Genomic DNA, 23,391 nt, shown 5'->3' with positions numbered 1-23,391 from the left:
TTTGTAATATTTACTATATTATTTTCCAATACTGACTTCGGCCTTAAATACACGCGAAGGGCGAATCACGGGTATGAAATCGCGCGCCAGCGATGCGAAATGGGCGTCAACTCGGTAATAGAAATTTTCCGATAGCGCGCAGGTTGAATCTGAAAATGCCGGACGAAATGCGGGGTTTTAATATTTTTGTCTTGCGGACCTAATCCATGCCAGAGATCGAGAACGCGAATAAACACAACCGCCTGCAAAAATTGCGTGCATTCTGTCACGCGGCGCAAACGGGCAGTATCTCCCGGGCGGCTGAGCGCCTGTTTCTGAGTCAGCCTTCGGTCTCCCAGTTAATCAAGGCGCTGGAAGAAGATCTGGGGGTGGTGTTATTCGATCGTCACGGTCCGCGCATTCAGCTGACGACAGCGGGCGAAACCTTGTTGGCAACGGCACTGCCGTTGGTGGAGGGAATGGACCATCTCCCGGATATATTGGCAGCGCGGTTGGGCGAGGTGGAGTCAGGATCCCTCTCGGTCGCCGCCGGAGAATCGACCATTTTGTATCTTCTGGCCGATTTCATTAAGCGGTTCAATGATGCTTACCCGAAAATCATGGTGCAAATACACAATGTAACCGGCCGGGACGGGCTGGCCATGGTACGAGCCGGCGATGTGGATTTTGCCGTCGGCTCCATGACTGAAATTCCGGAAGATATCGCCTATTCCCCCGTCTTTCGTTACGACCCAATGCTGATTACACCGTTGAATCATCCGTTGGCGGAAAAAAAGCATTTGCGCCTTGAAGATATCGGCCCTTACGGTTTAATCCTGCCACCGCGACATCTGAGTACCTGGCGCATCGTCGATCTGGTATTTCAGCAAAATGCGGTTCCGTACCATGTCGTGCTGGAAGCGGGAGGTTGGGAAGTTGTCAAAAAATTTGTCGAATTGGGATTGGGGATTTCCATCGTAACCAGCATTTGCCTGACGGGAAAAGAAAAACTGGCAGCCAAGCCGCTAAATCAATATTTCCCGCGGCGCAATTACGGCGTTGTAATGCTGCGCAATAAGTTTATTACTCCGCAAGCCGCCCATTTTCTTGAGTTGATGGACTCCGGCTTTCAGCGCAAATACCAACACAACTATAACCACCCTCATCAAGCCGCCAAGGCGAACGCAAAAAACCCGGGCCAAATCGGAGATTTGATGGGCCATGATAAATCTTTACCGTGACCTGAAATTTGATCGGGACACCGGGCGGTTGCTGCGATATGCTGACGGCCTGCTCCGCAATGTTACGACTTATCCGTCTGGTTTATGAAAGAGACCAATTGGTGGTTGATACTAATCCTTGTCCTCGGAGGTATTGTCGCCTTTCTGTATTGGCAATCGCTCGACCAGCCGGAACCGCCGCCACCGCCCCGCACCGAAGCCCCCCCTCAGGCCGAGGTTGAGCCGCAAATACGTTATCCGGTTCAAGCGCCGCTTCAGGAGCCAAAGCCGCTGCCACCGTTAAATGACAGCGATGGCACGATGCAGGAAGCATTGGCCGAATTTTTCGGCCGCAAATCGGTGGCGCAGTATTTTATTCCGAAGGAGATCATCCGGAGATTTGTCGTGACGGTGGACAGCCTGCCGCGCAAAAAAGTTCCTACACGTTACAGCCTGTTCAAACCGGTGAAGGGGAATCTTCTTGTGGCCGGTGATCAGGATAGCTCAACACTAAAACCAGAGAATTACGGCCGCTACACACCGTATGTGTTGATGTCCGAAGCCGTGGATATCAAAAAGATCGTGGCCGCGTATGTCCACTTCTATCCGCTGTTTCAGCAGGAGTACAAAAACCTGGGCTATCCTTCGGGGTATTTCAACGACCGTCTCGTGGAAGCCATCGATGATATGCTGGCCGCCCCGGAAATCCCGGGCCCGGTCAGGCTGATCCGGCCCAAGGTATTGTTTCTGTTCGCGGACCCCGGACTTGAGGCGCTCTCTGCCGGGAAAAAGATCATGATCCGGATGGGTAGCGTGAACGCATCGAGGATCAAGACCAAGCTGCGTGAATTCAGGAGTGAATTGACCGGACAATTGCCGTAGCCACGGACAGCTACATGGATTATAAAAAAAATGCCGTCGGATTGGCGGGAATTGCTGCGGGAATCATTGCCATTTTCACCGCGGTATGGCCTGCATGGATCGGAGAGGTGAGTCAATCCGACAACCGGACAATGGTGCAATCTGCAGCGGATAAAGAAAAATCATTTTGGGAATCTTTTTTTTCCAAGACCGGATCTGAAAAAAATGTCGAACCCATTTCTGAACCAACCGCAATCGATTGGAAGAAAATATTCAAGATCACGGCGACATTCGGTGGATTCTTGGCGGTGGTGCTTGGGATCCTTTCGTTTTCGAGCAGGGAAGATATCCGCATCAGCGGGAGCGCCATCGTCCTCGGCAGTTGGGCAATCGCCGTTGATCATCTTATTATGGTGATTGTCGCCATCGGGTTGGCATTTATCATTTCACTCGTATTATCTAAATTGCACGCCGGCACTGATTGAACGGGGCGCCTGTTGGACGCTGAAATATTTTCCGTTGCTGCAATGAAGTCATTGATTTGTTGCTTGATTATCCTATCTCAATAACCGAGCGCACACCCGTCCTTGCGCGGATCGGAAGCGGCTTGCAAAACACCGTTTTCGGCGTCGATGAAGATGCATTGCGCGCCGCCGAACGGATCATCTGACACCATGGTTTGGTAGCCGCGCTGCGCGAGCGCCTCGCGCGTCGACTCCGGAAAGGGACGCTCGACCAGGAGTTTCCCCGCTTCCGGCATGAAGCGCGCAGCATCAACCGCTTCCTGAAGATCCAGCCCGAAGTCCAGCCAGTTGCTGAGTACGTAAGCATGTCCCATTGCCTGATATTCCCCGCCCATGACACCGTAGGAAAGTATCGGTTGATTCTGGCGATAGACCATGGCCGGGATGATGGTGTGCATCGGCCGTTTGCCCGGGGCGATGCAATTGGCATGGCCCGGAGTGAGATTGAAACCGGCACCGCGGTTTTGCAGCATGATTCCGGTCTGGCCGGCGACCAGTCCGCTGCCCCACGGGTGGTAAAGGCTGTTAATGAACGACACCGCATTGCGCTCGTTATCGACGACGCTCAGATAAACGGTATCGCGTTGTTTCGGCAACCCGGAGGCAACCGGATGTCGCAACGGTCGCGCGGCATCGATGCGCGCCCACTGGGTACGGGAAAAGTTCTTCGACAGCAGCGTGTCGATCGGGATTTCGTTGAATTCGGGGTCGGAGACAAATCGGTTACGCTCGGCCCGTGCCAGCCGGTACGCCTCGGTAATCATATGAACGTGGTCGGCACCGAGGTGTTTTAACTTTCCCAGATCGGTGTGCTCCAGAATATTCAGCACCATCAGCGCCACGATGCCTTGACCATTGGGTGGAATCTCGTGAAGACGAATACCGCGATAATCGGTGCTGATCGGTTCGACCCAGGTAGAAGTGTGCGACGCGAAATCCTCGAGCTCCAGCAGCCCGTTGTTCGCCCGGCTGAACTCGACAATCTGATCGGCAATTTTTCCGGTGTAAAACGCATCGCGTCCCCGGAGTGCTATGTGACGCAATGACTGCGCCAGGCCGGGCTGCCGGTGGCGTGTGCCGGCGGCGGGAGCGCGGTCACCCAGGAGATAGGTCCGGCGCGTGTCTTCACAACCGCCGAGAAACACCGCATTTTTCTTCCACACCTTGGCCACGACGGGAGCGACGGCATAACCCTCTTCCGCAAAGGCAATGGCCGGTTGTAACAGCGCCTCGAGTTCCATCGAGCCGAAGCGTTCCAAGGCGGTACACCAGGCATCGACCGCGCCGGGTACCGACACCGAGAGAATGCCGCGTTCCGGGATTTCATCGAGGCCGCGTCGCTTGAATTCCTCCAGGGTGGCTTTGCGCGGTGCCTGGCCGCTGCCGTTGAGGCCATATAGCTTTCCGGACTTCGCATCGTGATAAAGCAGAAAACAATCGCCGCCGATCCCGGTCGATTGCGGTTCCGTGACACACAGCGTCGCGCTCGCGGCAATTGCGGCATCCAGCGCATTTCCACCGCGACGCAGGATATCCAGGCCGACGGCCGTGGCCATCGGTTGGCTCGTGGCGACCATGCCATGGGTGCTCATCACGACGGATCGTCCGGGAAATTGATTATCGCGCATGATTAGCTTTACCTCGGCTATCTCTGATCGAATTTTTACATGGAAACGACGAAAAAGATAACGATCTATAGCGGTTTGACCAACTCTTCGCCTTGATGCTTCGGGTTGTTGATTTTGAGACTCACGGGGTAGATTTCCATTTCACTTTCAGCAAACGGTTTAAGCAGTGGCACGAGCTTTTCCGTGTCGCGCTGATTCGGGTCGAGCCATTGATGGTAATCATAGGGTGAGAGGATGACCGGCATGCGGTCGTGGATTTTGCCAATCAGGGAATTGGCTGCGGTAACGATGATCGTGCAGGAATCGATGGGCTCGCCGCCTTGCGGCTCCCAATGCTCCCACAAACCCGCCAAGGCAAAAGGCCGGCCCGCTTTCATGCGAATGAAGTACGGTTGTTTTTTTACTTTGTCCGGTTTCCATTCGTAAAAACCGTCGGCGGCGATGAGACAACGCCGGTGTTTGAAAGCAGAGCGATAGGATGATTTAACCACCACGGTTTCCGCCCGGGCGTTAATGGTGCGATAGCCGATTTTTCTGTCATCGGCCCAGGCCGGAATGAGCCCCCAATGCAGCAACGTGAGCTCTCTTCCTGCAGGCAGTTGCCGGCAGGCCAAAACGTCATTGGTAGGCGATATGTTGTAACGGGGTCCGACTTCCAAGTTACCGAGGCGGGCATGGAACATTTCGGCAAACACTTCCGGCGGGCTGACGCGGGCAAATCGTCCACACATGGGCACAGCATAAGCATTCCTGCCAGGCATGAATAGCGCCGGTGCAATCTAATCCCAAGCTGAAGTTTCGATGATTGTCACCCCAAACCGGCAGAATACCTGCTGCACACTTGTCAACGGATTGACGGTATCGGCGTTATTTTCTTGAAGCATGGAGGAAAATCCCGATATGGAGGGAACGCCAATGAAGCTTACCAACCCGATTTGCTGGGCGCTCGCCTGTTCCATTTTGCTGACGGTTGCGCCGTTATCTGCCTACGCCGACGGTAGTGACCGGCGCCATCACCGCGAATCTTGGCGCAGCGATATCCGGGTTAAGCACAGCCATGATTTGCATCGCTGGCGTGGGGGACGCTGGGTCCACGGTCATCATCATCATCGGGTGGGTTGGTGGTGGGTTGTGGGCGGCCTGTGGTATTTCTACCCGCGTATCATTTACCCCTATCCCAATCCTTATATATCTTCCGTCATGGCGAATCCGCCGGCCCAGCCGCCAGTCGCAGCGCCGCCGGTGCAATACTGGTATTACTGCGAAGCTGCCAAGGGCTATTACCCGTATGTACCCTCCTGCCCGGCGGGATGGAAAATGGTGCCGGCGATGCCGAGCGATGTACCGCCGCAATAAATCGCCCAAGGAGTATATAGGATGAAACTCCGCATCTTGGCACGCTGTACCGCGATTACCACGACACTTGCCGCCTGCGCCTCGATCCCGGTCGGCCCCACGGTCGCGGTTATGCCTGGACCCGGCAAACCCTTCGATCAGTTCAATATCGATAACAGCGTATGTAAAAACTTTGCGCGGCAAGAACTGGGTACGAATCCGAACGATGTCGCGCGGGAACAGGTGCTATCCGGTGCGGCGGCCGGAGCGGTGCTGGGTGCGGCCTCCGGCGCGCTCATGGGACACGGTCACGATAGTCCGGTCGGGGAAATGGCGGGGGCAGGGATGATTGTTGGTTCCGCCGTCGGCGCGAACGCTGCCAACCAGAGCGTCCTGAGCCTGCAGCGGCGGTACGATATCGCTTACCAACAGTGCATGTACGCCAAGGGGAATCAGGTTCCCGGCTACGCCACCATGCGTTATTTACCGCCGCCACCACCGCGACGGTAAGGACAACGGCGGAGGGGGGGAATCGCAGGAAGTTTGGCGCGACTTAAATAAATAGGGATCAAATAACCATAGCGCCGAGACGTGTCTTGCCCGATATAATCACAGTCCTTGCTGCTCGTCCGCGGTGCCACCACGGCGGCGTGTCCGCCGCCGAGGGTAAGCGTGTGCGCTTTTTGCCTGCGATGGTGATAAACCGCCGGCATGGTGATGAGCGACAGCATCGCCCGTGTTCAGGCCCCATGGGTAAAACTGTTCGGGAAGACAAGTGAATAAAAGGCAGTCCCCGGTGAAAAGATATTTTGTCAAACCAGTTAGGATCACCATCTGGGTTTTGTTATCGGCAACCATTTTGATCCGATCGGTCTTTGCCGCCGATGGACTGACGCTGGAGGAGTACTTTGCCGCGGCGATGGTACGCAGCGAAGTCGTCGCAACTCAGAGTGAGTTGATCCACCAGACCGAAGAACGCTACCACCAGGCCAATTCGGCTTTGCGGCCTACCGTGAGCGGTGTCGCGACTTACAAGCGACAGGACCCTGTTCCGGCGGGGGCCAGCAGTACTTCAAACAATCCCAATCGGGATTCCCTCGTCAAGCTGAATGCAACCCAGCCTTTATTCCGCGGTTTCCGCGAATTCGCGGCCTTGCGTCAATCGAAGGCCCTGCTCGACGCGCAAAATGAAGATTATCTCCAGGCAAGCTCCCAGCTTTTTAAAGACGTGGTGCAGAACTTTTACACGATTCTGTCAATCGAAAAGGATTTGATAAATCTCGACGTGGAAATTAGTTTGAATCGTGATCGCGAGAATGAGATAAACAGCCGTGTGCGCATTGGCCGCTCGCGGCCCAGTGAGGTACTGACGGTACAGAGCGCGATCAGTACACTGCGTGCTCAGATGGAGCAGTTGCGAGGCCAGCTCGGCGTGGAACGCGAGGTTTTCGCGTTTCTGAGCGGACTGGACAGCACGACCACACTCAGCGATACCGAAGTTATTCCTGCCGGCTTGGCTCCCCAGATTGCGTATCTGTCTCTGGTGCCGCTGCGCCCGGACGTCAAGGCCAGTCAACGGCGCGTGACAGCCGCGCAAGAAAATATGTCGGTAGCAAAAGGCGCCAAACTTCCAACGGTTGATCTCACGGCAAACCGCTACCTGGATCGATCCGGCAGTCTCAAGGACTCCACATGGGACGTTGCGGTTGAACTGAATGTCCCGCTTTATTCCGGCGGTCTCTTGCAATCCCAGGTCCGCGAAGCGATATCGCAACAAACCCAGGCGGAACTGGCCGTCAGCCAGGTGACGCGTCAGGCCGAGCAGGAAATCCGCGCGCTCTATCAAAGTGTTGTGTACGATAGCGCGCAACTGGATGCATTAGAGAAGGCCACCGTGGCTGCCCGGAAGAATTACGAAGCACAGCAACGCGACTATCGATTCGGTCTTGTCACTAACCTGGAGGTTATTCAGGCACTGACCGCGTTCCAGGAAAATCAACGTGCGCTGGATCGCGCGCGCTACTCGGCCAAGCTGAACTTTCTTAAACTCGAAGCTGCCGTCGTTCGCCGCCCAGACTTTCCCAAAGGTACCACGCCGTGATCCTGCCCGAAATCGCCATTCGCCGTCCGGTTTTTGCCTGGATGCTGATGGCCGCGCTGATTCTGTTTGGGCTTATTTCGGCCTCGCGCATGGGCATCAGCCAGTTGCCCGACGTGGACTTCCCGGTCGTGTCTGTCCGCGTGGACTACTCCGGCGCTGCGCCAGAGGTGATCGAGACCAACGTCGTTGACATCATCGAGGATGCGGTCATGACGGTGGAGGGCGTGCGCAGCGTCTCTTCGACTTCGCGCTACGCCACCGCCTCGATCAGCGTCGAGTTCGACCTCGGCCGGAACATCAGCGACGCCCTGCAGGAAGTCCAGAACAAGGTCGCGGCCGCGCAACGCTTCCTGCCGCCCGACATCGACCCGCCGGTCATCAGCAAGACCAACCCGGAAGACCAGCCGATCATGTGGATGTCGCTTACCAGCGACCGGCATTCACTGCGCGAGTTGATGCGCTATGTCAAGGACACTCTCAAGGACCGGTTCTCGTCGGTGTCGGGGGTGGGCGAGATCACCTTCGGCGGCTATGTCGAACCCAATTTGCGCGTGTGGGTCTCGGGAGACAAGCTGTCCCGTTACGAGCTGGCAGTCACCGACGTTCTGAACGCGATCCAGAGCGAGCACGCCGAGCTGCCCGCCGGTCAGATCACCACCGGTCAGAAGGAGTACGACGTGCGCACGCTCGGCGAGGCGCGCACGCCAGCGGAATTCAGTCGAATCGTCATCAACCGGCGCGGTGGCGAGCCGGTGTACACACGCCTGACCCTGAACCAGATGGCGACGGTCGAGGACGGGCTGGACGATATTCGCCGCATCTCGCGCACCGACAGCCAGCGCTCGGTCGGCATCGGCATCCGCAAGCAACGTGGCTCGAACGCGGTGGCGGTGACGCACGGGGTCAAGGCGCGCATGGCCGAGATCGCCAAGCAGCTGCCCGATGGAATGGCCATCGACGTGAACTTCGACACCACCCAATTCATCGAGGATTCGGTGAACGAATTCAAATTCATGCTCGTGGTGGCGGCGCTGGTCACATCGCTGGTGTGCTGGTTGTTCCTCGGCAGTTGGACCGCCACGTTCAACATTATCCTGGCGATTCCAACCTCGATCATCGGTACTTTCATCGTGCTCTATTTCTTCGGTTTCACGCTCAACACCTTCACGCTGCTGGGTCTGAGCCTCGCCATCGGTATCGTGGTGGATGACGCCATCATGGTGCTGGAGAATATCGTGCGTCACCAAGAGAAAGGTGAAAACCGCGTGGAGGCGGCTCTCAAAGGCTCGCGCCAGATCACCTTCGCGGCGCTCGCGGCGACACTAGCGGTGGTTGCGATCTTCCTGCCGGTCGCGTTCATGAGCGGTGTGATCGGCAAGTTCTTCTTCCAATTCGGCATCACCATGACCGTCGCGGTCATGCTGTCGCTGCTCGAGGCGCTGACGCTGACGCCGATGCGCGCCTCGCAGTTCGTCGAGGCCGGCAACCGCACCACGCACATCGGGCGCGCGGCCGACGCGACCTTCCGCGGGCTTGCGTGGCTGTACCGCAAGCTGCTGGAAACCGCGCTGCGCCACCCGTGGACGGTGATTCTCGGTTCGCTCGCTTTTTTCACGCTGACGCTCTTCGCGTACAACTCCATCAACAAGGAATTCATGCCGGCGCAGGATCAGAGTACGTTTATCGTACGCGCCCAGACGCCAATAGATTCCTCGCTGGAATTCACCGATACCAAGACCCGCGAGGCGGAGAAGTTTTTCGCCTCGCGGCCGGAAATACGACGCTATTTCGTGGCGATCGGCGGGTTCGGCAGCGGCGGGCAATCCAACCTCGCCAACATGTTCGTCAGCATGAAGCCGAAAGGGCAACGTGGCATCGACCCGCAGGCCGGCCACGAATTGAGCCAGCAGGAGCTGATGGATGTGACGCGCAAGGCGCTCCGTGAACTCGGCTTCAAGGTGTCGATCCAGGACCTGTCGCAACGCGGCTTCACTGCCTCGCGCGGCTTCCCGGTGGAGCTGGCGGTGCAGGGCCGCAACTGGGAAAAGCTGGTGGAGTATTCGGAGACCATCATCGAAAAGCTCAATGCCTCCGGACTCGTGACCGATACCGACAGCGATTACCTGCTCGGCAAGCCTGAGGTTCGGATCATCCCGGACCGCGCGCGCGCCGCCGAGCGCGGCGTGAGCATCCAGGCGATCGCCCAGACGGTCAACGCCATGATCGGCGGAATCGTCGCCGGCCAGTACTCCTCCGAGGGACATCGCTACGACGTGCGTCTGCGCCTGCGCGACCAGGACATGGACCGCATCGACCAGGTCAAGCAGCTGTACGTGCGCAACAACCGCGGCGAGCTGGTACGGCTCTCGGAAGTGGTGCAGGTCCGGGAGGGCAAGTCGCTGGCGCAAATCAACCGCCACGACCGCGAGCGTTCGATCAAGATTTTCGCCAACGTCAGGTCCGGTAAGTCCCAGCAGGAGGCGCTCGCGAAGGTGCAGGCAATCGCGCACGAGGTCCTGCCTCCGGACTACAAGGTACGCTTCGTCGGCGGCTCGCAGTCGTTCCAGGAGTCGTTCGCGAGTCTGTGGTTCGTGCTGGTCCTCGGCGTGATCGTGGCCTATATGGTGCTGGCCTCACAATTCAACAGCTTCATCCATCCGGTGACGGTGCTGATGGCGCTGCCTTTCAGTATGTCGGGGGCGCTGCTAACGCTGCTCGCCTTCGGCCACTCCATCAATATCTTCAGCTTCATCGGGCTAATCCTGCTGATGGGCATCGTCAAGAAGAATTCGATCCTGCTGGTTGACTTTACCAACCAGGTGCGCGCCCGCGGCAACGTGTCCGTGCGCGATGCCCTGCTCGAGGCCTGCCCGATCCGACTGCGTCCGATCCTGATGACCTCATTCGCCACCATCGCCGCCGCCACGCCGCTCGCACTCGCGCTTGGCCCCGGCGCCGAATTGCGCGCACCGATGGCGATTGCGGTGATCGGCGGCGTACTGGTCTCGACACTGCTGACGTTGTTCGTCGTCCCATGTGTCTACGAAGTCTTGGCGCGTTTCGAAGGGAGCCTTGCCGCCGAGGTGACCAGGGCGAAAGAAATTTCCGAAGCCACCAAAAAATTGGCATAGGAACGCCGTCAAAAAAGCCGTCGGGACATTACTGCCAATACCGTGTGTTCGGGGCGGATATAAACACGGTTAATTGAAATTCTCACCTCGCCGGTCCCGCGGTCGATATCAATTGTTTCCTGACAATGCAGAATGATTCATTGCTTTCGTTCAGAGGCAGGAGGCGTCAATCCGGATGATACCGCCGCGGATACTTTGGTACTTCGCCGACCCCATGTGTTCCTGGTGCTGGGGTTTCGCCCCTGTGATCAGCGCGATCCACGATGCCTACTCGGAGCACGTGAAAATCGCTTTGATGCTGGGCGGGCTGCGACCGGGCACAACCGAACCGGTCACGGCGTCATTTCGCGAAGAGATTCTGCATCACTGGCATGATGTGCATCGCGTTACCGGCCAGCCCTTCCGGTTCGACGGCGCGATGCCCGACGGATTTGTCTATGACACGGAACCTCCCAGCCGCGCGGTCATCGTTGTAAGCGAACTTAATCCGCGGGAGATTTTCCCGTATTTTAAATCATTGCAAGAAGCGTTTTACGTGCACCAGAAGGATATTACGCAAGCGGAAACGCTCGCCGCACTGGCGTCTGAAGGTGGTATCGATGCCGGTTCATTTCTTGATCGTTTTCATTCCGAAGCAGCAAGGAAAAAAACGCAGTCGCATTTTAAAATATCCCGGCAGGCGGGCGTCCGGGGCTTTCCGACCGCTATTCTGCAAAACGAAAAGAGTGGCAAGCTTTTGACCAGCGGTTATCGTCCGTTCGAAGAACTCCGGCCTGTTATGGATGCCTGGTTGGCTGAAACGAAGTAAGCGACGTCCATTGGCCGTTGTGTGTCGAACGCGATGATCGTTGTATCAGCTCCGGGGGATACGGTCGCCGCTAGCGGCATCAAAAACATGCAAGCGGTCAAAGTTAATCTCGAAGAAAGCCTTGTCGCCAACAGTGAAACGCGTGCCGGCCCCGGCGCGTCCCCGGATACGCTGCCCCTTCCACACACCGACAATCCACAGGTCGCTGCCCGTAGGTTCGAGCAACGCAATATCGGCCGGGACCGCCCCCGCCTGTTCGCGGGAATACACCGTGATATCGGCCGGACGGATTCCGACAATAACACGGCGGAGGTCGATTCGGCCGAAAGTGGAAGGCAGCAATGGGCCATCCTGCAGCAAATCGCCGGAAAACATATTCATCGGTGGACTGCCGATGAACCCGGCGACAAAGCGGTTGGCGGGCGCGCGATAGAGATCCTCGGGGGTCCCGCATTGCTGTAAGCGCCCGCGATCGAGCACCGCTATACGGTCGGATAGCGTCATGGCTTCTTCTTGATCGTGTGTCACATACACGGTGGTGATGCGGTAATCCGAATGCAGATGCTTCAGCTCTACACGCATCTCAAGGCGCAATTGCGCATCGAGATTGGACAACGGTTCATCCATGAGAAACACCCGCGGATGACGAATCAGCGCCCGGCCGAGCGCGACACGTTGGCGTTGTCCTCCGGAGAACTCCTTCGGTTTGCGTGTCAACAGTTCCTGCAGCCCAAGGGTAGCTGCCAAGGTATTTACCTCTGCGGCGATTTTTTCCTTAGGCACTCCGCGATTGGCCAGCGGAAAGCCAAGATTGTCGCGCACGCTCATGTGCGGATACAGCGCGTAACTCTGGAACACCATCGCCACGTCGCGATCTCGCGGCGGCAGATCATTAACCAAGTTATCGTCGAAGTAGAGGCGCCCCACGCTGGGCGTGTCGATGCCGGCAATCAGGCCGAGCAGCGTCGACTTGCCGCAGCCGCTTGGTCCGACAAAAGTGAAGAATTCTCCGTCATCGATCGTCAGGTCGATACGGTCCAGGACAACCGTGTCTCCGAAACGTTTAGTCATCTCTTGCAATTTTATTTGCGCCATCGTCTAGCCCTTAACGGCACCCGCTGTGAGTCCGTCCACGATGCGCCGATGAAACACCATGGCCAGGACCAGCAGCGGCAGAGTGACCACCACGGAAGCCGCGGCAATATCTCCCCAGGGAACCTCGTGCAAACCGGGGAACAAGGCGATGGCTACCGGAACGGTGCGAGACGCGGCGGTGGCCGTGAAACTCAATGCATACAAGAATTCGTTCCACGAGAAAATAAATACGAGCAACGCTGCCGCCGCCAGACCCGGCGAATCGAGCGGCAGCATCACGCGGTAAAACGACTGGAATGGCGTGCAACCGTCCACGAGCGATGCGATGTAAAGCTCCTCCGGGATGCTACGGAAAAAATTGGTCAGGAGCCAGATAGCGAGGGGCAACGAGAAGGTGGTGTAAGTCAGGAAAAGCGCCAGCAAGGTATCGTGCAGACCGAGCGCGTTGAGCAATAAAAACAACGGGCTCACGGTGGCGATCGGCGGAAACATCGACACCACCAGTACCCCGGCGAGGATTGCGGCGCGCCGCCGGACTCTCAAACGGGCGAGTGCGAAACCGGCCAGGGCTCCGATCACGAGCGCTAACAGCGTGGTTCCACCTGCGACGATCAGGCTGTTGACGACGGCGCGCAACAGCGGCGAATCGCTAAAAATGGCGAGATAGCTCGCAAACTCGATTCGGCTCGGCAACAGTGGGGGCAGCGACGTGAGCTCGTGTGCCGGCTTGAGCGAAGTGACAATTTGCCACAGAAACGGAGCGAGGGAGTACAACGCCACAAGGACCAGCGCGAGTCCGCGCGCCGCCGATCTCATGGCGACACCCTGCGTAGTAGCCATGCGTAGACGACGGTGGCCAAGGCAACACTCATTAAAATCGCGACCGCCACGGCCGAGCCGTAGCCGAATTCCAGTGTTTGGAACAGCAATTTGTAGGCGTAAATCGACACCGTTTCGGTGCTGCTTCCGGGACCACCGCCGGTGAGGACATAAATGGAATCGAACACGCGGAACGCATCAATGGTGCGAAAGATCAGCACCACCAAAATCAAAGGCAGGAGGGCAGGCCACGTGATGCGTCGAAACATGGTCCAACGCGAGGCGCCATCCACCGCCGCCGCGTGGTAAAGCTCACGCGGGATGCTTTGCAGGCCGGCGAGCAGCAGCAAAGCCACGAACGGAGTGGATTTCCATACATCCATGGCAATCGCCGCGTGCATGGCCCAGACGGGATTCCCCAGCCAGTTAATGCGGGCCTGAAACAGGTAATTCAAAACCCCGAAGTCCGAGTTGTACAGCCATTCCCACATGCGCGCTGAAACCACGGTGGGTATGGCCCAGGGAATCAGGATGATGGCGTATAGCAGGCCGCGACCCCTGAAGGGGCGACGCAGTAACAACGCCATCAGGAGTCCGAGGACGAGTTCGCCTTGAACCGACACAACAGTAAAGTAAACGGTGTTGACGAGCGCGTTCCAGAATTGCGGGTCGTGTGCCAGGCGCAGGTAGTTGTCGAAGCCGATGAATTGCGGGGTACCGAAAATCAGCGAGCGGCGTTCCAGGCTGAGCCAGAGAATATAAACCGCGGGGAACAGCATCACGGCTGAGAGCGTGATTCCGGCCGGCGCCAGAAATAACGTCGCGCGTTCCTCGCGGTTTCTCCGGTCAGTCGCCATGCGCGAGAATTTTCTCCACCCGGGTTTGCGCCGATTGCAGTGCCATGTCTGCGGGTTTGACACCGGCGATCACGGCGCTGAATTCGGATTGCAGCACCTGTGAAATCATGATGTAGAACGGCGTCACCGGCCGGGGCCGGGCTTGTTCGAAAATATCGTGCAGCTGACCGAGCAAAGGTTGTGCCTGCAATAATTCGGTCTCGCGGTACAACGACTTTCGTGTTGGATGAAAGCCATAGGCTAGACTGAGCGCGCGCTGCGCACGCGGTGACGTGAGGAACTTCACCAATTTCTCCGCGGCTTCGGGGTGAAGCGAGTTGCGGTTGATGCCGAGTTGCCACCCTCCCAGCGTGGACACGGAGCGATGACCCGGAAAATGCGGCAGCAACGCCACACCTACTTTGTTTTTCACCATCGAGCCTTCTTGCTGAAACAGATTCCAGGCATACGGCCAATTTCGCAGAAACACGGCCCGACCGCTGCCAAAGACGCGCCGGGAAGTTTCCTCGGTATCGGTGGTTACAAAATCCGGTGTTACGCGATGGCTAACAACCAGGTCACGCATGAATTCGAGTGCCTTGCGGTTCGAGGCGCTATCCAGCACGACCCGCCTCTCATGCAGCACATCGCCACCGTTGCTCCAGATATACTCCAGAGCGTTGCAGATCAGACCCTCATATTGCTTCCCCTGCCAGACAAAACCGTATAATTTCGTCTCCTTGCCGACAATGGTTCTGGCGATGTGCACCAATTGGTCCCAAGTCTCGGGCGGCGAGAAACCGTATTGCTGCAACAAATCTTTGCGGTAATACAGCAGCCCCGCGTCGATGAACCAGGGGATCGCAAAAATTTTCCCTTCGTATGTAACCGCACGAGTCGGTCCACTGAAAAATGCCGTAAACTCACCCGACGGAAGCAAGTGGCTAAGATCGCGCAACCATTTAGAGCGGGCGAATTCTGCCACCCAGATCACATCCACCGCCAGGACATCGAAGGCCGAAGATCTGGCCTGGAAATTTATGGCATAAAACTGATGCTGGGCATCGCTCGATGAGGGGAGAGTTTGTCGTTCGACACGGATACCGGGGTTTCCAAGTTCAAATTCTGAGATGAGCCGATCGAACGCGGACGAGTCTCCAAACAGCTTGCTGTGTTTGAACACTACATTAACGGCGGATGATGGCGAAACCGGCGCTGGCCTGTCACAGGCTATCAGCAGTGCGCAGCATAACAACAGGATTCGACAAAACGGGAAAATCATATTTCCAGAAATTTCATGGTTACGTCTAAAAAATGATTCTTAATTGCGCTAGGCTACTCTCCGGCGTGGATGTCGAGGCATAATAAATTCAATGTCTGTGGAGTATAGGGCGGTCATCGTGAGGCATCAACGCTGCATTTTGCTTTCAAAAACTTTTCCTTGCCGCCGTGAGCGACACATACAGGACATACCGTGACTGATTTGAAAATTCCGGTGAATAATTCTGCGCTCATCAGAAAAGAATCCTTCATTTCTCCTTCAGTCAGGCAAAGGCGAAATTGTTCTGGTCAAGTTCAGTTCGGCCGATGACTGTTGGAGCGAGATTTACCTTATTCCGAAAATCCGCATTGCGCCTGCATTATTCTGTCTTGGGGATGCCAATCGATTCTAAGCCAATGTTCCGCTTCGATATTTCTTGACTTTTCTCCCTGGGTTCTTAAAAATCAAGCACTAGTTGCTTCCTTGGAGGTTCAAAGGATTGGCCCACACAGGGTTGCAAGCAATGCTGTCATCGAAGCGGCCCGCGAGGCGGGGAGGTGGCACGTTCGCCATCGAGTAACCGATTCGGTGTCATGCCCCCGCCCAATGTCTGGGCGATCCCCCTTCCGCCTTTTTCACCTAGCTGTTTTTTCCTTCCGTTCATTACCCGAGCAGTTTGAGGCGTATCTTTTTCGATTCAAGCTGCAGTGTTTGCCAATTTGTTTCCAATTCGGCGAAGGGGAGCGCTCGGCGATTTTTGGACAAGCGCGCATGTTTTTCCGGTTACCGCGCCAAATGGAGCCGCCTGGAATGGTGCGCGGGTGGCGAATGCCGGGAGACTTACCGGGATGCATCACACAGGGGGCCGCATCGCCCCCTTTTGTTTGAGAGAAATCTGGAGGTATTCTGATTATGAAGATCATTGCCATCGCCAATCACAAGGGTGGTTGTGGGAAAACTACCACAGCGATCAATCTTTCCGCCTGTCTCGGGATAAAGGGGCAACGCGTGCTGCTTCTCGATTTGGATCCACAAGGCCACTCATCGCTGGGTTTCGGAGTTTTCAACGAAGACGCGCGCGACTTGTATGATGTTTTTACCGGCGAGGTCAGCATCGAAGAAATCATCTTGCCCGGAGTGTTTACAGGCGTGGATGTGGTTCCCGCAACGTTGACGCTCGCCGCCGCGGAACATTTGCCGGTGCGAAACGAAGAGCGCGACGAGCAACTCAGGATTCATCTCCAGCCGATTCGGGAACGTTATGATTACGCCGTTATCGATTGCCCACCGTCAACAGGCCTGCTTTCTTTGAATGCACTGGCCGTGGCGGATCTGGTATTGATTCCTGTCGAGATGAGCTTGTTCGGTCTCAGTGGAATCGATCACATGTATAAGACCATTGCACTGATGCGCGCGCGCCACAATCGCGACATCCCGATCCGCTTATTGCCCACGCTTGTCGACAGCCGTACTCGCCTGTGCCGGCAATTCCTCCATGAGGTCGGCGAACGGTTTGCCGACGATGTGTCATCGGTAATGGTCCAATCCACTGTGCGCCTCAAGGAAGCCGTCCGCCAGGGCGCGCCGATTATCGCGTACGACCCGACTTCGACAGTCGCGGTGCAATACAATCGCCTGGCCGACGAGCTGATGTTGGTCCTGGACGCAATTCCGGCAAGCGGGGAGGATCGAGAGCGCAAGTCTCCTATCGGCCAGATGAAGAGCGCAATTGAGAATGCGCGGGCACAACTGCGAAAATTCAGTGGCGAACAAAAAGTGACTCTGCGTTTTTATGATCTGGCGGGAAAGGACGTCCGACTCGCAGGAAGTTTCAATGACTGGGTACCGGATCAGGGTGTTATCACCCGGTGGGCGGATGGCGTCGTGGAAAAGAACGTGATGCTGATGCCGGGGTCATATGAATATCGTTTGATCATAGACGGGGTGTGGCAGGAGGATCCTTCCAACCCCGAACAGGTGTTGAATCTTTCAGGAGGATACAACTCGATACTGCACGTCGAAGAAGAACACGAAGAAATCAGCGTCTAGCGAATCGCGCCTTTTTTTGCACCAACCGGTTGTTACGATAATCGGAAACGGCCTGTTCGATTTCGTGGTGAGTAGTCATTACAAACGGTCCATGCTGCACAATAGGTTCCTTGAGCGGGAGTCCCGCCACGAATATTAAGCGTGCCGCCCGATCAGCCGCTGTGATTTCAACGCTTGCGCCCGAACCAAGGACGGCAAGAGAATGATGGGACAGGGATGTCCCGGAACACCTTACCGCTCCTTCGAAAACGAAAAGAAATGACGTCATGTTGGTCGCGAGGTGGTGAGAGAAACGATGCCCCGCATCGATTGACACGTCCAGATACTGCACGTGCGTGTGGGGATCTGCTATCGGCCCTTCCTTGCCTCCGTAGTGCCCACTCAGGAGCTGTACGCGTAGTCCGGCAGATTCCACCACCGGAATAGCCTCAGGGGTAATTTCCTGGTAAACGGGATCGGTCATTTTCTCGCTCGCGGGCAGATTAATCCACAGTTGAAAACCGCGCATCAAGCCTTCACTTTGCTGTGGCATTTCCGAGTGAATCACGCCGCTGGCGGCTTTCATCCACTGTGCACCACCGGATCGCAGGTCGCCGCGGTTGCCCATGCTGTCTTGGTGCAGCATATGTCCGTCAAGCATGTATGTCAGGGTAACAAACCCGCGATGCGGGTGATCCGGAAACCCGGCGATGTATTTGTCGGGGTCATCGCTGCCGAAATAATCAAGCATCAGAAACGGGTCGAGATGGCGCAGCGCCGGGGTGCCGATGGTGCGGTACACGGTGACGCCCGCGCCCTCCGACACGGAGCGCCTGGATGCGCTGCTGAACTTGGCAATCGGACATGGATAAGAGTCCTAAAATTATTAAATCATCCGGTAGACCGTTGGCGATTGTCCAGCGGCTGTTACGAGACCAGGCTTTAACCGAGGCCGGCCCGGATTCTGCCCGGTACCATTGAGTGGTCCATCGGAAACGGAAGCAGCGAATTAATTGTGGCTATTGGGCTGACTTCGCGTACAGTGCCGGCCTGCAGTGCAAATCTAATAGCCAGTGCAGCGTGCTCTCCGTTTTTTTTCGGCAGTAACACCCGGATTTCCACTTGCAAGAATGGACGGCGAACTATTGTCATTCAACTACAGAGGATTTTTTGCGACTACAGGAACAGTAAAGTGGTTCAACGATGCTAAAGGCTTCGGTTTCATTACGCCGTCGGATGGCGCCTAAGGATGTCTTCGTGCATCATTCCGCCATTCAGGGCGCAGGATCAAGTCACTCGCCGAAGGCCAACAGGTAATGTTTGAGCTTGTCCAGGGGCAGAAAGGCCCGTCGGCAGCGAACGTTCAACCGGTCTGATCCGCTAGACGGCGTTGAAGGAGTAAAAGACCCTGCCTCCCGGTGGGGTCTTTCTTTGTATTAATCATCAACGGTTTGCCGCAGCGGCGGGTTTCCGACCGCGTGGACTCCAGATGGACTGACCCGTTTGCCCGCGGGTATTCAGTTGTTCAGCGCATTGCGCGGCGTACGCCTGTACGTCTTTGCGCGAGCCGCGGCGCTGACCGGAGATCATCGAGCGGCCGCTATCGAGCACATAACGGTACCAATCCTGGCCCTCACCGCCGTCGGGAGGGCTGATTTTTTCCACAGACGCCACCTTGAACAGGCGCAGCTTGGCTTGGTGTGTGTCTGCTGGGGATGTTTTGGTTTTCGTTCCGTCGATAGTTTGATGGGTCATGAGCATGCCTGCGGCAGGGTCGCGATTTATTAACGATGATTGGCCAGGGAAAATACGAAACAGGCCTGCTGAACAGCACTGAAACAACCAACAAACGTACTATACCACAATAACAGGATTTTAGGGAGTTTTTGTGCTTTTTGATTGCCACCAAGGATGTTGAGAGTATTTAGCGACGCGATAGACGTCTGGCTCGAAGCAATTGGTTCGGAAGCGAAGCCGCACAATAAGTGTTTCAGCCCTTATTTAATGACAAGATCGTTCTTCACTGACTTTACACCGGGAACGCTGCGGGCAAGCTCACCGGCGCGGTCCTTCTCCTTGGATGACTTCACGAAACCGGCCAACTGCACCACGCGGTTATTCGTGTTGACGGTTATTTGCCAGCCGCTCGTTATCGGATCATTGAACAGTTTGGTCTTCACTTTGGAGGTAATGGCCGAATCGTCGATATATTCGCCCGTGGATTGACCGGCACAGCCGAGCAGTCCCGCCATCAAAACAACTACAACAAGCTTTTTGATAAATGACATGTTTTCTCCTCAGTATGGCCAGAGTTAAGTTCGAAAAATGAATTATCCTATCTGGTCGGGAGCCTGAAACGGATTCCTGCGCCAAAGAATTGGCGTGCATCGAGAATCCATTTTCCCGATAACACGATTATGTAACGGTTTACATTATCAGTTCAACGCGGGCTATGGCCTCAGGTTCCATTTCGACTTCCGGATCACACACAAATAATCTGTCACTAGCCACCCCAAAAGAGCCGGTGAAATAATCCTTGGTGGCCTCGGCACGGCGAGCGTCCAGCGTCCTGGCCGCCTCTTCCTCCAATCCATCTTTTGGCACTGCTTTCCCGCACAGCTTGAGGCGTAAATCCCCGCGTTCCTGCAGGAGTTTCCCGACTTTCATCAAATATTCCTGCGTTTCGGAGGTTGGTGAGGCGGTACCAGCCGAAAACGAAACCGGATCGAGCTTTAACCGCACGGCTTTACCGGCGAGTCCGGCGACCGCGTTCAATGTGTCGAAGGGTTGAAAATAGAACTTGAGATAACTCACACTACCGCGGGGCAACGCCCCGGTCAGCGCTTGGTTGATGGCGTCAGTCAGGTCGAACTTCGGATCATTCACGTCGCCGGTGATGTCGATATCGAGATGAATATCGTTGTTTTCATCGCGCGATATTGCCAGCGCACTTTCAAACGGCATGGCCTGTCTGGTCTCGAGTAGTTCAATGGCCGTCGGTAGCTCGCTCGACGATCAACATGCTGTCGCGCAGGTGAATTTCATCGATCACTAACAGTTTGCGGAGCAAGGGCGGCAGAGCGAAATCCATATTTGCCTGCGAGACCAGCAGGGTCCGAGACGACCCAACCGTCAACTGAATATTGCGTACCGCGAAGTGACCGATGAAGTGGTTGAAATAAGCGTCTTCAACCCGCGCTTGCTCGGCACCTTCGTTGATGAGCCAGCGTTCCAGTCCGCGTTGAATCTTATAAGGCAGCAGCACGTGGCAAGGATGACGAGCAGTACGATGACGACCGGTATCCGGACCGGGGAACGGGCGATAAAACGGCCGGTTTTTTCAATAAGTTTTTCGATTTCATGATGAATCAAGAAAAAAAGCGAGCACATCGACCCAGAAAATTTCCGGAAAAATGATAAACTTGATACTAACCCATATTTCCGGCGATGTTCTGCTCTCAAGGTTCCAAGTAAGCTGCACGCGGTTTACAATCTCGCCAGAAGTTGTGTCAATGAGCCAGTTTTTATGTTCATAAACCCACACAACAGCGCGCTCAATGCGGGATACAACCGGAACTATGAGATTCTGATTTTATTAAACATTTTCTTTGCCAGAGGCAAGACAGGAAAGACATGCGGGCGGGACAACGCGGAAAATACATGATGGTTCGAAAGTAAAAATGAATCCAAATGGCCAGGGCTTTGTTTTCCTGCAGTGGTTTATCCCCTTGCTTCTCCTGGCGTGGGTGGGACTGCTGGCGTCGCGGTCGTTTTTGGGTGGCTGGAATCAATTGGCGCGCCGGTTCGGCACTTCGGCGGCCATCGAGGGGGAAAAATTCAGATTTACCTCATTGTCAGTCGGATCAGGTTATTTCCCGGTCAAGTATCGGAACTGCATGTTCGTGACAGTAGGCCAATCCGGATTGGCTTTGTCGGTAAATATTTTATTTCGTGTTTTTCATTCGCCGTTGATGATTCCGTGGTCCGATATCGAAACCGTCCAACCGGAAAAGGTCTGGTTGGCGCCGCACATTGCCGTGTATGTTCGTGGCTTCGACAAGCGCTTGCTGTTCCGCTGGAATGTGGGTATGAAAATCAGCGATTATTTCTATGCGCAAGCAAAAGCATCAGCCTGATTACCCAATTCGTGTCGGCTTCCGTCGCGGTATACAATCAACTCATTTTCCCGGTAATTCATAAACTCGTGTGCACCCTTGTTGTATTGCGACGACCGGATCATCCCTGGCCATTGCTCGTGGCCGGTAATCGCGATGAAAGGCGAGATCGCCCCTGGCTTCCTCCTGCTAGGCATTGGGTTGACCGACCTGAAGTGGTGGCAGGCCTCGATCAGGTGGGCGGAGGAAGCTGGTTCGGGGTTAATGACCACGGTGTGGCGGCCGTGGTCATGGATCGCGAGGGAACGCTCGGGCCGCAGGTCGGCAAGCGCAGCCGCGGTGAGCTGGTGCTGGAGGCGCTGGATCATGCGGAGGCGAAAGCTGCGGTCCACGCACTAAAGGATCTCGACACAAATGCCTATCGTGCGTTTAATTTGTTTGTCGGCGATCCGGTGTCATGTTTCTGGTTACGTCACCGCGGCGGAAATGGCGCTCCTGGGTGTGTCGAGGACTTCGAGGTGCCGCCCGGTTTGCATATGCTGACAGCCCGTAATCTCGACGACATGAGCGTCACGCGCATTCGTTTGCACTTTGCCCGATTTCTTGAGGCGGAGATACCGGATCCGTCGGGCGATGACTGGGCTGATTGGCAGACGCTGCTCGCCAGTCGAACTTTTCCGGAGCAAGAAGGCGCACATGCCGCCATGAATCTGGATTTTCCCAATGGTTTCGGAACCGTCTGTAGCCATCTGCTTGCCATCCCTTGTTATCCGGGTTACGGACATAAACCGAGATTTCTTTTTGCACCCGGGCCACCCGATTCTGCCCCCTATGAACTCGTAAATCTGGATTAGCGCTACTTCCGCAGCGAATTCCCAGAAGAAGATTCGGGAGAATGTCTGTCCGGATCAGCGCTCCAGATTCTGAAAAAAGGGGGGCTGATGGACTATATTTTCTCTAATGCCAGGAAATCCTTTCAAAGCCTCCATTCTTTCGCTGATCAAAGCTCACCCGTCCGGAATCAGCGAATACAACCTGATTCAACGACTGCTGGATTGCGAGGAGGAATTCAGTTTCGCGGAAGAAGGTGCGAATCTCGCGCTCTTCCGTCAGCATTTCGTGGTCATGAACGCCTTGTACCAGCTGCAGACCGAATTGTTCAACGAAGGCATGTATCTCTCCATTTCACCGCTGGATATTCGACTTGGGCCGGTGACGGATCCGGGACTGGCTTCTCTGCCCGACGATAATTCGGCTACGCCATTGCGCGATTATTATCTTGATTGGGAGAATTTTTTTCAGACCAGTTACGCGGATGTCGAGACCATGCTGACCCGCTTCATGGAAAGATATCTCGCCATCGACGAACGTTTAGACGCGTTGCAAATATTGGAGTTGCCCGCAGATGCTCCGTGGGAGGTGATCAAGCAAACCTATCGGCGACTGGCGGCGCAGCACCATCCGGACAAGGGCGGCGATCCGGTACGCTTCCGGGCGATTCGCGGGGCCTATGAAATACTGATACGTTGTCATGCGAATTAACCAACGCCCGTCGCCGGATTATTTTCATCCATGCTTGTTTCATGCCGGTTTTCCCGGCATTGGCACGTCTTTTGCCTGTTATTTGCTAGGGTACCTGTGGGGATGCTG

The 23,391-nt window shown here is 55.8% G+C and carries 23 protein-coding genes and 1 pseudogene; 13 read left to right on the top strand and 11 right to left on the bottom strand.

Going from position 1 to position 23,391, the window contains the following annotated elements:
- The first annotated feature begins 206 nt into the window (after nt 1-206).
- The 3 genes from WD823_RS06725 to WD823_RS06715 all read left to right on the top strand — a co-directional run bounded on the left by WD823_RS06725 (nt 207) and on the right by WD823_RS06715 (nt 2,545).
- The gene (locus WD823_RS06725) at nt 207-1,220 is read left to right on the top strand and encodes a LysR family transcriptional regulator (RefSeq protein ID WP_368428714.1); all 1,014 of its coding nucleotides are present in this window, start codon (nt 207-209) and stop codon (nt 1,218-1,220) included.
- Nucleotides 1,221-1,304: 84 nt separating this feature from the next.
- Nucleotides 1,305-2,081, top strand: a complete 777-nt coding sequence (locus WD823_RS06720) for a DUF3014 domain-containing protein (protein ID WP_368428713.1) — start codon at nt 1,305-1,307, stop codon at nt 2,079-2,081.
- Between the two features lie 14 nt (nt 2,082-2,095).
- Complete coding sequence (locus tag WD823_RS06715) at nt 2,096-2,545, top strand: hypothetical protein (RefSeq protein WP_368428712.1); 450 nt, start codon at nt 2,096-2,098, stop codon at nt 2,543-2,545.
- Nucleotides 2,546-2,622: 77 nt separating this feature from the next.
- Here the strand turns inward: WD823_RS06715 and ggt are convergent, their stop codons facing one another.
- Both ggt and WD823_RS06705 read right to left on the bottom strand, forming a co-directional pair.
- A complete protein-coding gene (ggt, locus tag WD823_RS06710) occupies nt 2,623-4,212 on the bottom strand; it encodes a gamma-glutamyltransferase (RefSeq protein ID WP_368428711.1) in 1,590 nt (529 codons plus the stop codon).
- 65 nt (nt 4,213-4,277) lie between these two features.
- Nucleotides 4,278-4,973: an SOS response-associated peptidase gene (locus tag WD823_RS06705; protein WP_368428710.1), complete on the bottom strand. Its 696-nt coding sequence runs from the start codon at nt 4,971-4,973 to the stop codon at nt 4,278-4,280.
- Nucleotides 4,974-5,127: 154 nt separating this feature from the next.
- On the opposite strand from WD823_RS06705, the gene WD823_RS06700 reads away from it, so the two are divergent.
- The 5 genes from WD823_RS06700 to WD823_RS06680 all read left to right on the top strand — a co-directional run bounded on the left by WD823_RS06700 (nt 5,128) and on the right by WD823_RS06680 (nt 11,587).
- Nucleotides 5,128-5,568, top strand: a complete 441-nt coding sequence (locus WD823_RS06700) for a hypothetical protein (protein ID WP_368428709.1) — start codon at nt 5,128-5,130, stop codon at nt 5,566-5,568.
- 21 nt (nt 5,569-5,589) lie between these two features.
- Nucleotides 5,590-6,057, top strand: coding sequence for a glycine zipper family protein (locus WD823_RS06695; protein WP_368428708.1), 468 nt, complete (start codon nt 5,590-5,592; stop codon nt 6,055-6,057).
- 286 nt (nt 6,058-6,343) lie between these two features.
- Nucleotides 6,344-7,648: a TolC family protein gene (locus WD823_RS06690; protein WP_368428707.1), complete on the top strand. Its 1,305-nt coding sequence runs from the start codon at nt 6,344-6,346 to the stop codon at nt 7,646-7,648.
- A complete protein-coding gene (locus WD823_RS06685; protein ID WP_368428706.1) occupies nt 7,645-10,779 on the top strand; it encodes an efflux RND transporter permease subunit in 3,135 nt (1,044 codons plus the stop codon). Before WD823_RS06690 ends, WD823_RS06685 begins: the two co-directional genes overlap by 4 nt.
- Before the next feature lie 175 nt (nt 10,780-10,954).
- Complete coding sequence (locus tag WD823_RS06680) at nt 10,955-11,587, top strand: DsbA family protein (protein WP_368428705.1); 633 nt, start codon at nt 10,955-10,957, stop codon at nt 11,585-11,587.
- Between the two features lie 45 nt (nt 11,588-11,632).
- Here WD823_RS06680 and WD823_RS06675 read toward each other — a convergent pair whose 3' ends face one another.
- Genes WD823_RS06675 through WD823_RS06660 form a run of 4 tightly spaced genes read right to left on the bottom strand, consistent with a single transcriptional unit; the run spans nt 11,633 to nt 15,520 of the window.
- Nucleotides 11,633-12,658, bottom strand: coding sequence for an ABC transporter ATP-binding protein (locus tag WD823_RS06675; protein ID WP_368428704.1), 1,026 nt, complete (start codon nt 12,656-12,658; stop codon nt 11,633-11,635).
- 27 nt (nt 12,659-12,685) lie between these two features.
- Entirely contained in the window at nt 12,686-13,498 is an 813-nt protein-coding gene (locus WD823_RS06670) for a carbohydrate ABC transporter permease (RefSeq protein ID WP_368428766.1), read from the bottom strand.
- Nucleotides 13,495-14,358: a carbohydrate ABC transporter permease gene (locus WD823_RS06665; protein WP_368428703.1), complete on the bottom strand. Its 864-nt coding sequence runs from the start codon at nt 14,356-14,358 to the stop codon at nt 13,495-13,497. Before WD823_RS06665 ends, WD823_RS06670 begins: the two co-directional genes overlap by 4 nt.
- A complete protein-coding gene (locus WD823_RS06660) occupies nt 14,348-15,520 on the bottom strand; it encodes an ABC transporter substrate-binding protein (RefSeq protein ID WP_368428702.1) in 1,173 nt (390 codons plus the stop codon). The genes WD823_RS06665 and WD823_RS06660 overlap by 11 nt, the downstream gene beginning before the upstream one ends.
- A gap of 990 nt (nt 15,521-16,510) precedes the next feature.
- Here WD823_RS06660 and WD823_RS06655 point away from each other — a divergent pair.
- Complete coding sequence (locus WD823_RS06655; RefSeq protein WP_368428701.1) at nt 16,511-17,647, top strand: AAA family ATPase; 1,137 nt, start codon at nt 16,511-16,513, stop codon at nt 17,645-17,647.
- Here the strand turns inward: WD823_RS06655 and WD823_RS06650 are convergent.
- Complete coding sequence (locus WD823_RS06650) at nt 17,637-18,452, bottom strand: pirin family protein (RefSeq protein WP_368428700.1); 816 nt, start codon at nt 18,450-18,452, stop codon at nt 17,637-17,639. The genes WD823_RS06655 and WD823_RS06650 overlap by 11 nt on opposite strands.
- 304 nt (nt 18,453-18,756) lie before the next feature.
- On the opposite strand from WD823_RS06650, the pseudogene WD823_RS06645 reads away from it, so the two are divergent.
- A pseudogene (locus WD823_RS06645) lies at nt 18,757-19,002 on the top strand (cold shock domain-containing protein).
- Nucleotides 19,003-19,069: 67 nt separating this feature from the next.
- Here WD823_RS06645 and WD823_RS06640 read toward each other — a convergent pair.
- The 4 genes from WD823_RS06640 to WD823_RS06625 form a co-directional block, all read right to left on the bottom strand.
- Complete coding sequence (locus tag WD823_RS06640) at nt 19,070-19,381, bottom strand: hypothetical protein (protein WP_368428699.1); 312 nt, start codon at nt 19,379-19,381, stop codon at nt 19,070-19,072.
- A 242-nt stretch (nt 19,382-19,623) separates the two neighbouring features.
- Nucleotides 19,624-19,914 carry a BON domain-containing protein gene (locus WD823_RS06635; protein WP_368428698.1) on the bottom strand — a complete coding sequence of 97 codons (291 nt, stop codon included), beginning with the start codon at nt 19,912-19,914 and terminating at the stop codon, nt 19,624-19,626.
- A 139-nt stretch (nt 19,915-20,053) separates the two neighbouring features.
- On the bottom strand, nt 20,054-20,590 hold the full coding sequence (locus tag WD823_RS06630) for a hypothetical protein (RefSeq protein ID WP_368428697.1): 537 nt from the start codon (nt 20,588-20,590) through the stop codon (nt 20,054-20,056).
- 22 nt (nt 20,591-20,612) lie between these two features.
- A complete protein-coding gene (locus tag WD823_RS06625; protein WP_368428696.1) occupies nt 20,613-20,891 on the bottom strand; it encodes a hypothetical protein in 279 nt (92 codons plus the stop codon).
- Between the two features lie 415 nt (nt 20,892-21,306).
- Between WD823_RS06625 and WD823_RS06620 the strand changes: the two genes are divergently transcribed.
- From WD823_RS06620 to WD823_RS06610, 3 genes are all read left to right on the top strand, one after another.
- The gene (locus tag WD823_RS06620; protein ID WP_368428695.1) at nt 21,307-21,762 is read left to right on the top strand and encodes a hypothetical protein; all 456 of its coding nucleotides are present in this window, start codon (nt 21,307-21,309) and stop codon (nt 21,760-21,762) included.
- Nucleotides 21,763-21,773: 11 nt separating this feature from the next.
- A complete protein-coding gene (locus WD823_RS06615) occupies nt 21,774-22,595 on the top strand; it encodes an NRDE family protein (RefSeq protein WP_368428694.1) in 822 nt (273 codons plus the stop codon).
- A 106-nt stretch (nt 22,596-22,701) separates the two neighbouring features.
- Nucleotides 22,702-23,283 carry a DNA-J related domain-containing protein gene (locus WD823_RS06610; protein ID WP_368428693.1) on the top strand — a complete coding sequence of 194 codons (582 nt, stop codon included), beginning with the start codon at nt 22,702-22,704 and terminating at the stop codon, nt 23,281-23,283.
- Nucleotides 23,284-23,391 lie beyond the last annotated feature (108 nt).

Source organism: Sulfuricaulis sp. (assembly GCF_040901545.1).
Lineage (GTDB): Bacteria > Pseudomonadota > Gammaproteobacteria > Acidiferrobacterales > Sulfurifustaceae > Sulfuricaulis.
Note: the sequence above shows the minus strand (reverse complement) of the source record. Positions and strands in the feature narration are given on the sequence as shown.